Annotated in this window: 11 protein-coding genes; 2 read left to right on the top strand and 9 right to left on the bottom strand. The window is 61.7% G+C overall.

Annotated elements, in window-relative coordinates; translation table 11 throughout:
* Positions 1-9: 9 nt before the first annotated feature.
* The 9 genes from GFU70_RS06365 to edd all read right to left on the bottom strand — a co-directional run bounded on the left by GFU70_RS06365 (position 10) and on the right by edd (position 11,140).
* Positions 10-1,170, bottom strand: a complete 1,161-nt coding sequence (locus tag GFU70_RS06365) for an ABC transporter ATP-binding protein (protein ID WP_058545747.1) — start codon at positions 1,168-1,170, stop codon at positions 10-12.
* Positions 1,171-1,172: 2 nt separating this feature from the next.
* Positions 1,173-2,018 (bottom strand): carbohydrate ABC transporter permease, encoded by an 846-nt coding sequence (locus tag GFU70_RS06360; protein ID WP_003198539.1) that lies wholly within the window; start codon positions 2,016-2,018, stop codon positions 1,173-1,175.
* The gene (locus GFU70_RS06355; protein ID WP_058545748.1) at positions 2,011-2,919 is read right to left on the bottom strand and encodes a carbohydrate ABC transporter permease; all 909 of its coding nucleotides are present in this window, start codon (positions 2,917-2,919) and stop codon (positions 2,011-2,013) included. Before GFU70_RS06355 ends, GFU70_RS06360 begins: the two co-directional genes overlap by 8 nt.
* Positions 2,920-3,100: 181 nt before the next feature.
* Positions 3,101-4,402 carry an ABC transporter substrate-binding protein gene (locus GFU70_RS06350; protein WP_058545749.1) on the bottom strand — a complete coding sequence of 434 codons (1,302 nt, stop codon included), beginning with the start codon at positions 4,400-4,402 and terminating at the stop codon, positions 3,101-3,103.
* 116 nt (positions 4,403-4,518) lie between these two features.
* Positions 4,519-5,778: an AGE family epimerase/isomerase gene (locus tag GFU70_RS06345; RefSeq protein ID WP_153387749.1), complete on the bottom strand. Its 1,260-nt coding sequence runs from the start codon at positions 5,776-5,778 to the stop codon at positions 4,519-4,521.
* 228 nt (positions 5,779-6,006) lie between these two features.
* Positions 6,007-7,476: an ATP-binding protein gene (locus GFU70_RS06340; protein WP_064107044.1), complete on the bottom strand. Its 1,470-nt coding sequence runs from the start codon at positions 7,474-7,476 to the stop codon at positions 6,007-6,009.
* Positions 7,466-8,197, bottom strand: coding sequence for a response regulator (locus GFU70_RS06335; protein ID WP_058543982.1), 732 nt, complete (start codon positions 8,195-8,197; stop codon positions 7,466-7,468). Before GFU70_RS06335 ends, GFU70_RS06340 begins: the two co-directional genes overlap by 11 nt.
* A 169-nt stretch (positions 8,198-8,366) precedes the next feature.
* Positions 8,367-9,317, bottom strand: coding sequence for a glucokinase (locus tag GFU70_RS06330; RefSeq protein ID WP_058543981.1), 951 nt, complete (start codon positions 9,315-9,317; stop codon positions 8,367-8,369).
* Complete coding sequence (gene edd / locus GFU70_RS06325) at positions 9,314-11,140, bottom strand: phosphogluconate dehydratase (RefSeq protein ID WP_058543980.1); 1,827 nt, start codon at positions 11,138-11,140, stop codon at positions 9,314-9,316. Before edd ends, GFU70_RS06330 begins: the two co-directional genes overlap by 4 nt.
* Before the next feature lie 230 nt (positions 11,141-11,370).
* On the opposite strand from edd, the gene gap reads away from it, so the two are divergent.
* Together gap and GFU70_RS06315 are read left to right on the top strand one after the other, a co-directional pair.
* Positions 11,371-12,372, top strand: a complete 1,002-nt coding sequence (gene gap / locus GFU70_RS06320; RefSeq protein ID WP_003184623.1) for a type I glyceraldehyde-3-phosphate dehydrogenase — start codon at positions 11,371-11,373, stop codon at positions 12,370-12,372.
* Between the two features lie 176 nt (positions 12,373-12,548).
* Positions 12,549-13,070, top strand: coding sequence for an RNA polymerase sigma factor (locus GFU70_RS06315; RefSeq protein WP_116643027.1), 522 nt, complete (start codon positions 12,549-12,551; stop codon positions 13,068-13,070).
* The last annotated feature ends 88 nt before the right edge of the window (positions 13,071-13,158 follow it).

Below are 13,158 nucleotides of genomic sequence, written 5' to 3'. Positions count from 1 at the left end.
ACCTGTTCTTCACCGGCCTTTGAACTGCGCCACGTTGGCCGTCCGGGCATCTGTTTGCGGCTGGCCGGCCACGCCCAGGCGTTCGCCGGACTTGGCGTCGAACAACAGCACTTTCGATGGATCGAATTGCAACGTCAGGGTCTCCCCGACTTGCGGCGCCAAGTCCGGCGCCAGGCGGCAGCAGACCTTGGTGTCATTGAGGTTGACGAACACCAGGGTGTCCGGCCCGGTGGGTTCGGTGACCTGGACTTCGGCGCGAATGGTCGGCAAGCCATTGGGCTCGCTGCCCGCCAGCATGATCTGCTCCGGGCGCATGCCCAGGATCACTTCGCGGTCTTCCAGGCCGGCGTCCTGCATGTCCATCGGCAGTTCGCAACGGGCCTGGCCGCTGTCGAGCAGTGCCAGCAGGCGACCATCCTTGCGTTGCAGGCGCAGCGGGATGAAGTTCATCGGTGGCGAACCGATGAAGCTCGCCACGAACAGGTTGGCCGGGTTGGTGTAGATGTCTTTCGGCGTACCGAACTGCTGGATGATCCCGTCCTTCATCACCGCCACTTTGTCGCCCAGGGTCATGGCTTCGATCTGGTCGTGGGTCACGTAGACCGTGGTGGTCTTCAGGCGCTGGTGCATCAGTTTCATTTCGGTACGCATCTCGACCCGCAGTTTGGCGTCGAGGTTGGACAGCGGTTCGTCGAACAGGTAGATCTTCGGCCGCCGCGCCAGTGCCCGACCCATGGCCACGCGCTGTTGCTGGCCACCGGAAAGCTGGCCGGGCTTGCGATTGAGCAGGTGTTCGATTTGCAGCAGCTTGGCCACGCGGGTGACTTCTTCGTCGATGGCGGCCTGGTTCATCTTGCGGATTTTCAGGCCGAACTCGATGTTCTCGCGCACGCTCATGGTCGGGTACAGCGCGTAGGACTGGAACACCATGGCGATGTCGCGATCCTTCGGGCTCATGCCGCTGACATCCTGGTCGCCGATCATGATCGCGCCACCGGTGATGGTCTCAAGGCCCGCGATGCAGTTCATCAGCGTCGACTTGCCGCAGCCCGAAGGCCCGACGAGGATCAGGAACTCACCGTCCTTGATCGACAACTCAATGTTCTTCAGGGTGTCCGGCAGGCCGGCACCATAGGTCTTGTTTACGTTGCGAAGTTCGAGCGTTGCCATGATTACCCCTTGACTGCGCCGGCCGTCAGACCGCGCACGAAATACTTGCCTGCGACCACATAGACCAGCAGGGTCGGCAGTCCGGCGATCATCGCCGCCGCCATGTCCACGTTGTATTCCTTGGCCCCGGTACTGGTGTTGACCAAGTTGTTCAGCGCCACCGTGATAGGCTGCGAATCACCGCTGGAGAACACCACGCCGAACAGGAAGTCGTTCCAGATCTGCGTGAACTGCCAGATCAGGCAGACCATGATGATCGGGGTGGACATCGGCAGGATGATCCGCCGGAAGATGGTGAAGAACCCTGCACCGTCCAGTCGCGCAGCTTTCACCAGTGCATCGGGAATGCTGACGTAGTAGTTGCGAAAGAACAGCGTGGTGAATGCCAGGCCGTAGACCACGTGCACGAACACCAGGCCCGTGGTGGTACTGGCCAGGCCCATCTTGCCGAGGGTGAACGAGGCCGGCAGCAGGACGGTCTGGAACGGCAGGAAGCAACCGAACAGCAACAGGCCGAAGAACAACTGCGAACCGCGAAAACGCCACATCGACAACACGTAGCCGTTCAAGGCACCGATGGCGGTAGAGATCAGCACCGCCGGGACGGTGATCTTGATCGAGTTCCAGAAGTAGCCGTCGACGGTGGCCCAGGCCTTGACCCAGCCGATGCCGCTGACCACGGTCGGCCAGCTCAGCAGGTTGCCGGTGCTGATGTCTTCCGGCGTCTTGAAGCTGGTCAACAGCATGACCACCAACGGCACCAGGTAAAGCAATACGGCGAGGATCAGCACCGCGTAGATCGCGATACGACTCAGGCTGATGGAAGGTTTGGCAGCGAGACTAGTCATGACGCTTGGTCCTCAGCTCGGAGTACAGGTAAGGCACGATGATTGCGAGAATCGCACCGAGCATCAGGATTGCACTGGCCGAGCCCATGCCCATCTGGCCGCGACTGAACGTGAAGGAATACATGAACATGGCAGGCAGGTCGGAGGAATAACCCGGGCCGCCGGCCGTCATCGCGGCCACCAGGTCGAAGCTCTTGATCGCGATGTGCGCCAGGATCATCACGGCGCTGAAGAACACCGGACGCAGGCTCGGCAGCACCACTTTCCAGTAGATGCGCGGCATGCTTGCGCCGTCGATCTGCGCGGCACGAATGATCGATTGATCAACACCCCGCAGGCCGGCCAGGAACATCGCCATGATGAAGCCCGAGGCCTGCCACACGGCCGCGATCACCAGGCAGTACACCACGCGATCCGGGTCGATCAGCCAATCCAGTCGGAAGCCTTCCCACCCCCAGTCACGCAACAATTTGTCCAGGCCCATGCCCGGGTTGAGCAGCCATTTCCAGGCCGTACCGGTGACGATCATCGAGAGCGCCATCGGGTACAGGTAAACGGTGCGGATGAAACCTTCGCGACGAATGCGCTGGTCGAGGAACACCGCCAGCAACACGCCGATCACCAGGGTAATACCGATGAACAGGCCGCCGAACAGCGCCAGGTTCTTGCTTGCCACCCACCAGCGGTCGTTGTCCCATAGCCGGGCGTATTGCGCCAGGCCTGCCCATTTGTAGTTGGGCAAGAACGTCGAAGTGGTGAACGACAGGACGAACGTCCACAAGATATAGCCATAGAAGCCCACCAGAACGATGAACATGCTCGGCGCCAGCACCAACTTTGGTAGCCAGCGCTGCAACGCATCGAACGGCGAGGCCTTGCTGAACACAGCAACAGAACTCATGGGAAGATCCAGTACAAGAGAAAAAGACTACAAAACATTCCCTGTGTGGGAGCGAGCTTGTGTGGGAGCTGAGCTTGCTCGCGATGAAGGCGCCTCGGTCTTTCGAGTGACCGCGTTATCGTTCATCGCGAGCGAGCCTTGCTCCCACAGGCTTACCCACAGGGGCCTGCGCAGCTAACAGTTACTTCGCTGACTGGACCGCTGCGCCCAGTTTCTTGGCAGCATCGGCAGGGTCGGCTTTCGGGTCGTTGATGTAGTTGGTCACCACATCGAAGAACGCCCCCTGTACCGCCAGCGTGGTCGCCATGTTGTGCGCCATGCTTGGCTGCAGGCCGCCGGACTTGGCGTCCGCCAGGAAGTCCTTGGCAGCGGTCTGGGCGCAGGAATCGAAGCCGTACTTGGCCATGTCGCCGAGCATGTCGTTACGCACCGGGATCGAGCCCTTGTTGATGCTGAAGACTTTCTGGAAGTTCTCGCCCAACACGACCTTGGCGATGTCCTGCTGGCCAGCCGCAGTGCCCTTGTCTTTCTGCTTGAACACCGCCAGGGAGTCGATGTTGTAGGTGAAGGCCTTGTCGGTGCCCGGGAAGGCAACGCACTCGTAGTCCTTGCCGGCGACTTTCTTCGCCGCGGTCCACTCGCTCTTGGCCCAGTCACCCATGATCTGCATGCCGGCCTTGCCGTTGATGACCTTGGCTGCTTCCAGGTTCCAGTCCTGGCCCTTGCCGTCGACGTCCATGTAGGTCGCGACTTTCTTCAGCTCGGTCAGCGCCTTGACCATTTCCGGACCGGTCAGGGCCTTGTTGTCCAGGTCGACCAGGGCTTTCTTGTAGCCATCAGCGCCCATGACCGAGAGCACCACGGCTTCGAACACGGTGCTGTCCTGCCAAGGCTGGCCACCGTGGGCGAGCGCAATAAAGCCCGCGGCCTTGAGCTTGTCGCCGGCTGCGTAGAATTCTTCGAGGGTGGTCGGGTTCTTGGTGATGCCGGCTTTCTTGAAGACTTCCGGGTTGATCCACAGCCAGTTGACGCGGTGGATGTTCACCGGCACGGCGACGTAGTCACCTTCGTACTTCACGGTATCGGAGACTTTCTTGTCGAGCAGGCTGTCCCACTTCTCGGCCTTGGCAACGTCTTTGAGGATGTCGGTGTCGAGCAGCCCGGTGGACGCCCATTCCTGGATGTCCGGGCCCTTGATCTGGGCGACGCCCGGTGGGTTGCCGGCCACGGCACGGCTCTTGAGTACGGTCATGGCAGTGGAACCGCCGCCACCGGCAACAGCGCCGTCCTTCCAGGTAAAGCCGTCTTTTTCTACCTGGGCCTTGAGCACATCGACCGCGGCTTTTTCGCCACCCGACGTCCACCAGTGGACGACTTCCACGGAACCTTTGGATTCAGCGGCCAAGGTGGTGACAGGGAATGCTGCGACGGGAAGCAGGGAAGCAAGAGAAATGACAGTAGCGAGGCGAGAAATCGCATTCATCTAGAAGTACCTTTCTTGTTGTTATGCATGCAAGTCTGGTGCTTGCGCTGCATGGATTCTAATCAGAGGGAATCCCTTCGCAGGTAACGAAGGGACGTGCAAATGTCACGACATGGTTACACAGGTGAAGGACTGGATAACCGCGCCAGGGCTGACGCCATGCTCGGTGCCAGGGGCAGGCGCGGAATCAAGACCGCCTGCCAGGCGTGATACAGGTCCGGCTTGCCCGGCCAGATGTCGGCGCTGGGGCAATTTTGCGGATCGAGTTCGTGATGCCAGCTGCCGTTGCAGCGGTCGATGAAATGCTTGTCACAGAACTCCCAGAATCGCCGGTACCAAGCTTCGTACTTCGCCTCGTCGGTGCGCTTGAGCAAGGCGCTGGCAGCGGCCGCCGCTTCGGCGTGGACCCAATGCAGGCGATGGCGAACCACGGCGCGGTTGTCCCAATCCAGGGTGTAGACAATGCCCGGCGCACCATCGACGTCCCAGCCGTGGCGGCAGTTCTGGTCGAAGAGTTTTTGCGCGTCCTGGGCCAGCCAACCTGGGGTCAGCATGCCGATCTGGACCCGTGCGGCTTCGAGGTGCAGCAGCAGCCGCGCCCATTCGAAGCCGTGGCCAGGGGTGGTGCCATAGGGGCGAAAACCATCGGCAGGATTGTCCTGGTTGTATTCGCGCAACGGCTGCCAGTGACGGTCAAAATGCTCCACCACCAGGTAGTCGTTGGCGGCGGCATGGTGATGGATCACCCGTTCGACGATGTGCAGGGCGCGGGCCAGCCAGCGTGGGTCGTTGGTGGCATCGGCCAGGGCGAGGAAGGCTTCGGTGGCGTGCATGTTGCTGTTGGCGCCGCGATAGGCCTCTTCCTCGCTCCAGTCGCGGTTGAAGGATTCGCGTAGCGCACCCTCTTCTTCGCTCCAGAAATGCTCATCGATGATCCGCACCGCTTCGTCCAGCAATGCCTGGGCGCCGGGGCGCTGGGCCACTACTGCGGAACTGGCCGCCAGGGCAACGAATGCATGCAGGTAGGCCGCCTTGCCCGCGCCGTCTTCATCAGGCCGCGTCGTGGCAAACCAGCCACCGTGCTCGGCGTCGCGCAAGGGACCGCTCAGCGCCTGGACGCCGTGGTCCACCAGCTCGGCAAACCCCGGCAGGCCCTGGATGTGGGCCATGGCAAAGCTGTGCGTCATGCGCGCAGTGTTCATGGTCTCGGCCCGAGCATCGGCCGGCAGGTGGCCGCACTCGTCCAGGTTGCCAAAGCCGTCCGCCAGCTTCGACGCCTTGGCGAACGCCAGCAACCGCAAGCCTTCATCGGCAAGCCATTGCTGGTGGGCAGGGGCGTTCAGCCAACTGCTGAAGGCCGGTTGGAAGGTGTCCATTGGGTGGTACCTTTTTTGTTGTTTTGACGCAGGGAGTCTAAACAAGGGATGGCGAGGGGCAGGTAACGAAAGGGGCGAGTTATGTCACCGAGTTGTGACATTTACCTGAGGGAGGCGTTGAGGCTACTGGCGCCATCGCGAGCAAGCTCGCTCCCACAGGGTGTCGTGAGGCGCCGAAGATCCAGTGTGGGAGCGGGCTTGCTCGCGAAGAACGATAACGCGGTCTGATCAATCCACACTGCGCGGCAACTGCAATGTCACCCGCAACCCCCCTTCACGCAGGTTCTGCAGGCTCACTTCCCCGCCATGGCTGTGGGCGATGTTGCGGGCGATGCCCAGGCCCAGGCCATAGCCTTGCTGCTGCCCGGCGAGGCGGAAGTGTGGTTCGAAGACTTGCTCCAGGCGCTGTTCCGGCACGCCGGGGCCTTCATCGTCGACGTGCAGGATGAACGCGGTTTCATCGTCATCGATGTGCAGGTGGGCGTTCTGTCCGTATTTCAAGGCGTTGTCGATCAGGTTGCCGATGCAGCGCTTGAGGGCCAGCGGCTTGCCGGGATACGGCGCCAGCGCCCGGCCATCCTGGGTCACACGGCCGTTGCCGTTGGGCGCCAGGTAAGGTTCGACCAGGCAATCGAGTACATGGTTGAGGTCCACCGGCTCGATGTTTTCGTGGATGTCGGTGTCCTTGACGCATTGCAGCGCGCCTTTGACCAGCAGCTCCAGTTCATCCAGGTCGCGGCCGAACTTGGCCTGCAGGTTTTCGTCCTCCAGCAGCTCGACCCGCAACCGCAAGCGGGTGATCGGCGTGCGCAAGTCGTGGGAGATCGCGCTGAACAACTGGCTGCGTTCAGTCAGGTAACGGCTGATGCGTTCGCGCATGGCATTGAACGCCCGCCCCACCTCCACCACTTCGCTGCCGCCGCCCTCGGCCACCGGCTCCACTTCGGCGCCCAGGGACATGTCCCGCGCGGCCCGGGCCAAACGCTTGAGAGGCCGGCTCTGCCAGTGCACCAGCAAGCCGATGAACAGCAGCAACAGGCTGCTGGTGAGCACGATGAAACCGACCTGTTGCTTGGGCAGGTCTTGCTCTTCAAGGCTGGTGTAGGGTTCGGGCAGCAACGAGGCGATGTACAGCCATTCTCCCGGCGCCATCTGGATCTGCGTGACCAGCACCGGCGGGTTCACCGGCTCCAGGGTCAAGGCGTAGTGAGCCCATGAACGGGGCAACTCATCGAGCTTGAGCCCGGCGTTGAAAATTCGCAGGTCGTCGGGGCTGACAAAATTCACCGAGATATCGGCGCTATTGCCCAACGAACGGCGCAGCACATCGTCCACTGCCTTGAGCACCGCCAGCTTGCGCGGCGTGACTGGCAGCACGTCCATGCCCAGGGGCTTATCGTTGAGGGTGACGACAAACCGCGTACCGCCCATGCTGCGCAACTGGTCCAGCACCAATGGCCGGTACGCCACCGGCAGCGAACGCAAATAACTGACGCTGGCGGTCATCGAATGGGCCAGGCTGCGGGCGCTGGTGACCAGGCCTTCGAGCTGGGTGGCGCGCAGTTGCGCGACCCAGATCAGGCTGGAGAGAGTCTGGGCGAATAGCACCACCAGCAAGGTCAGCAACAGCATCCGCCCGAGCAACGAGCGCGGTACCGGCACCCGTCGGGCTACTCGCTTGATCCAGTCAATGACCATTGCTGGCAACCACACTGGCCGCCAGTTGATACCCGCTGCCGCGCACCGTTCGAATCAGCCGCGGCGGCTTCTCGGTGTCGCGCAGGCGCTGGCGCAGACGACTGACCGCCATGTCGACGATCCGGTCCAGGGGCATCAACTCACGACCACGGGTCGCATTGCCGATGGTGTCGCGGTCGAGGATTTCCTGGGGATGGTCGAGAAACAACTTGAGCAAGGCGAAGTCGGCACCGGAGAGAATCACTTCTTCACCGTCGGTGTGAAACAGCCGATGGCTGACCATGTCCAGCCGCCATTCATCGAAAGCCAGAACTTCGCCGCCGGCGCGTTCCTGGCCGAATTGCGCCCGACGCAGCAGTGCCTTGATGCGCGCCTGTAATTCACGCGGGCTGAACGGCTTGCCCAGATAATCATCGGCGCCCAGCTCAAGACCAATGACCCGGTCGGCCTCGTCGGAACTGGCGGTGAGCATGATGATCGGCACATGAGCCTGGCGCGGGTGCTGGCGAACCCAGCGGCAAAGACTGAAGCCGTCTTCGTCGGGCAACATCACATCAAGGATCACCAGGTCGCTCGGCGCATCGTTCAGTGCCTGACGAAAGCCCGCGCCGTCGGGCGTGGTCCGCACCTGGAAACCCGCACGGCTGAGGTAAGTGTCCAGCAGTTCGCGAATCTCCTGGTCGTCGTCGACCAACAAAATCGATTTGTTCACTGAACTCACGGGCCTCGTCCTTGTTGTTTGAATGGGAGCGATTATGCCTGATGGGCATCGAGTTTTTTATCGCCTGTTCGGACCTTATCGCGAGCAAGCTTTGCTCCCACAGTACTCCCCACAAGATCAAACAGATCTTGTGGGAGCAAGGCTTGCCCGCGATGCAAGCGACGCGGTCTTAACTTTGCTCCAACGCCACACCCGCGCCCATCAGGCCCGAGTACGGCGCGGTCACCAGCCAGACCGGAATGCCCTTGAAGTAATCGCTCATGCAGCCCTTGTCGGCGAAGCAGCGGGCAAAACCACTTTCGAGGAAGAAGTCGGCAAACCGCGGGACCACGCCACCGACGATGTAGACACCGCCGCGCGCGCCCAGCGTCAACACATTGTTGCCGGCCACGCGTCCCAGCCAGCGGCAGAACTGCTCGAGCACTTCCAGGGCAATCGGGTCGCCAGCCAGGCCAGCGGCGGTGATGGATTCGGGGGTGTCGAGCACCGGCACATGGCCGTCCACCGCGCAAATGGCCCGGTACACTCGAGGCAAACCGCTGCCGCTCAGGGCGGTTTCGGCGCTGACGTGGCCGATTTCGTTGTAGATGTGCTGCCACAACTGGGTTTCCCGCGGGCTGCTCATAGGCAGGTCGACATGACCGCCCTCCCCCGGCAATGCCGCGAAACGGCCTTCGCCCAAATCCAAAAGCGTACCGACGCCCAGCCCGGTGCCCGGCCCTATCACCACCGCCGGACGCAACGGCTCCGGGGTGCCTTCGCACACGACCCGGTATTCATCGGGACGCAGACGGGTCATGCCCAGGGCCATGGCCGAGAAATCGTTGACCAGCAACAGCTTTTCCACCTGCAAGGTCTGGCAGAACGCCAGGTTGCTCAGGCGCCAGTGATTGTTGGTGAAGCGAAACTCATCGCCACTCACGGGACCGGCCACCGACAGGCACACCGAACCGATGGCGCCCGGCTTCAGGCCCAGGCCGCTCAGGTACACCTGAATGGCATCTTCCGGGCAGGCATAATCCGCCGTTGCCAGCACCTGGATGTTTTCCGGGGTGTGGTTTTTCCACAACGCAAAGCGTGCGTTGGTCCCACCGATGTCACCGACCAAAGCCAGTTTCAATTAATCGTCTCCAGGGCAGAAGTGAAGGCGCTGGCGCCCTGCTCCGCCGAGCTGAAGGCCATGCGCATGAAACCGAACAGCTCGCGACCGGTGCCGATGTTGTTGCCCAACAGGCCCTTGGCAGGCTCGCGCGCGGCGAATTCCTCGGCGTCCACCTTCAATTCCAAGGTGCCTTTGACGCCATCGACACGGATGATATCGCCCTCCTGCACCCGGGCCAACGCACCGCCGACATAAGCCTCGGGGCTGACATGAATGGCCGCCGGGATTTTCCCTGACGCGCCGGACATGCGCCCGTCAGTCACCAGCGCCACTTTGAAGCCACGGTCCTGCAATACGCCGAGGAACGGCGTCATCTTGTGCAGCTCGGGCATGCCATTGGAGCGCGGCCCCTGGAAGCGCATCACCGCGACAAAATCTTTTTCCAGCAGGCCGGCCTTGAACGCGTCCGCCAAATCCTGCTGATCCTGGAAGACCATGGCCGGGGCTTCGACAACCTGGTTTTCCAAGGCCACGGCGGAGACCTTCATCACCCCACGGCCCAGGTTGCCTTCCATCACCCGCAGGCCGCCTTCAGACGAGAACGCACGAGCCACCGGGCGCAGGATATTTTCGTCGAGGCTTTCGATCGGGCCGTCCCGCCATACCAGCTCGCCGTCCTCGAGGAACGGTTCCTGGGTGTAGCGGCTCAGGCCGTGGCCGAGCACGGTGTTGACGTTTTCGTGAAGCAAACCGGCTTCCAACAACTCGCGAATCAGGAACGACATGCCGCCCGCCGCCTGGAAGTGGTTGATGTCGGCCTTGCCGTTCGGGTAGACGTGACTCAGGGTCGGCACCACCTCGGAGAGGTCGGCCATGTCCTGCCAGGTCAACTGGATACCCGCCGCCATGGCGATGGCCGGCATGTGCAGGGTGTGATTGGTGGAGCCGCCAGTGGCATGCAACGCGACGATGGAATTGACCAGCGAGCGCTCATCGACGATTTCGCCGATGGGCATGAAGTTGCCGCTTTGCTTGGTCATGCGCGTGACCTGGAACGCCGCCTCACGGGTCAGGGCATCGCGCAACGGCGTGTTCGGATTGACAAACGAGGCGCCCGGCAAGTGCAGGCCCATCACTTCCATCAACAACTGGTTGGTGTTGGCGGTGCCGTAGAAGGTACAGGTGCCGGGGCTGTGGTAGGACTTCATCTCCGATTCCAGCAACTCTTCGCGGGTGGCCTTGCCTTCGGCATAGCGCTGACGCACGTCGGCTTTTTCCTTGTTGGAAATGCCCGAGACCATCGGCCCGCCCGGCACGAAGATCGTCGGCAAGTGGCCGAAACGTAGCGCGCCCATCATCAGGCCCGGCACGATCTTGTCGCAGATGCCGAGCATCAGTGCGCCGTCGAACATGTTGTGGGACAGCGCCACCGCCGTGGAGAGCGCGATCACTTCACGGCTCGGCAGGCTCAGTTCCATCCCCGCCTCGCCCTGGGTCACCCCGTCGCACATCGCGGGCGTGCCACCGGCGAACTGACCGACCGAGCCGATCTCGCGCAGGGCTTTCTTGATCTGTTCCGGGAAGGTTTCGTAGGGCTGGTGGGCCGAAAGCATGTCGTTATAGGACGACACGATGGCGATGTTGGCGGCGTTCATCATCCGCAGGTGATGCTTGTCTTCGGTGCCGCAACCAGCTACGCCGTGCGCGAAGTTGGCGCACTGCAGCTTGCCGCGCATCGGACCGTCGCTGGCTGCACCGTGGATCAATGCAAGGTAAGCCTGACGCGTGGCGCGGCTGCGGGCGATAAGCCGTTCGGTGACCTCAAGGACGCGGGGATGCATGTGTAGAACTCCAGGCTAACGGGTGTGGCGACCTGATTGTCTATGCTGGTCAAAAGCCCGCTGCACGCTGTGTGAAGGGCGAGGCGACAGACGGTTTCTGACCATTCGGACCAGTTGATTCAGGTCACTCGTTGTAGATAAAACAAAATATTGCCACTAAAAAGGCTTGTTTTCTATTTTTATGCGAATAATCTTGTAATTCCAACAACAAATCGACGGCGGCGCAGTTAATGACTCTTCGAATCGCAATCAATGGTTTTGGCCGCATCGGCCGCAACGTCCTCCGTGCACTGTATACCCAAGGCTATCGTCGCGACCTGCAGATCGTCGCCATCAACGACCTGGGTGACAGTGCCATCAATGCCCATCTGCTCAAGTTCGACACCGTGCACGGCACGTTCGATGCTGATGTGCAGCATGATCACGAAAGCCTGACGGTCAATGGCGACCGCATCTCGGTCAGCGCCATTCGCAACCCGGCCGAACTGCCCTGGGCAGCCGAGAAGATCGACGTCGTGTTCGAATGCACTGGCCTGTTTACCGACCGTGCCAAGGCTGCCGCGCATATCAGCGCCGGTGCCCGCAAGGTGATCATCTCGGCCCCGGCCAAGGGTGCCGATGCCACCGTCGTGTATGGCGTGAACCACGACATCCTGCGCCAGTCCCACCAGATCATCTCCAACGCTTCGTGCACCACCAACTGCCTGGCCCCGGTGGCCCAGGTGCTGCACCGCGAGCTGGGCATCGAAAGTGGCCTGATGACCACCATCCATGCCTACACCAACGACCAGAACCTGACCGACGTCTACCACAGCGACCCGTACCGCGCCCGCTCAGCCACCCAGAACATGATCCCGAGCAAGACCGGCGCCGCCGAAGCGGTGGGCCTGGTGCTGCCGGAACTGGCGGGCAAGTTGACCGGCATGGCGGTGCGTGTACCGGTGATCAACGTGTCCCTGGTGGACCTGACCGTGCAGCTCAAGCGCGAGGCGTCGGCCGAAGAAGTCAACGAACTGCTGCGCCATGCCAGCCAGCATTCGAAGATCCTCGGCTACAACACCCTGCCGCTGGTCTCCAGTGACTTCAACCACAATCCGCTGTCGTCGATCTTCGACGCCAACCACACCAAGGCCAGCGGCAAGCTGCTCAAGGTACTGGCCTGGTATGACAACGAATGGGGCTTCTCCAACCGCATGCTGGATAACTGCCTGGCGTTGTGTAACGCCGAATAATGTTCGGCACCGTAGGAGCTGCCGCAGGCTGCGATCTTTTCCGGCTCAATTGAATCGCGAGCCAGACATCAAGATCAAAAGATCGCAGCCTGCGGCAGCGCCTACGAGAATCAGCGCTTGACCAAAAGAGTAGATGATAAGCATTATCATCTACTCGAACCGGATCGGGCCCTACCGTGAGTCAATCGCGCTTTCATCACGTTTTCCTCGCCCAGCGCACGCCGCTGCTGCGCACCCTCGAGCGCATGGTCAGCAACCCCAGTACCGCCGAAGACCTGCTTCAAGAAACCTACCTGCGCGTCACCCGCGCGCTGGGCGAACGCACGGTCGAGCACCTCGAACCCTTTGTCTTCCAGACCGCCCGCAACCTGGCGCGGGACCATCTGCGTGCCCGGCGTATTCAGTCGCGGACCTTGCTGGATGACATACCGTCGGAGGTCGTCCACAACGTCGTCGCCCCCCAGAGCAGTGCCGAGGACGCCGCCCATGCCCAACAACTGCTCGAGCGCCTGAACGTCAGCCTCCAGGCCCTGAGCTGGCGACAGCAGCAGATCTTCATCCTCAGCCGCCTGCATGGCCATAGTTACCAGCAAATCGCCGAACGCCTGGACGTGTCGCTGAGCACTGTGCAGAAGGAACTGAAACTGATCATGGCGATCTGTGTGGGTGTGGCTGAACGTAGCCACGGCGAGCAGTGACTCGCCCACGCCTCAGGCCAAAAGCTGCGTACACGCTTGCCACTTGCTGCGTACAGCTTGTAGCTTGAGCCCGTGCCGCTAAATACCG

Origin of the sequence: Pseudomonas brassicacearum, assembly GCF_009601685.2 — a bacterium.
Classification (GTDB): Bacteria; Pseudomonadota; Gammaproteobacteria; order Pseudomonadales; family Pseudomonadaceae; genus Aquipseudomonas; species Aquipseudomonas kilonensis_B.
Note: the sequence above shows the minus strand (reverse complement) of the source record. Positions and strands in the feature narration are given on the sequence as shown.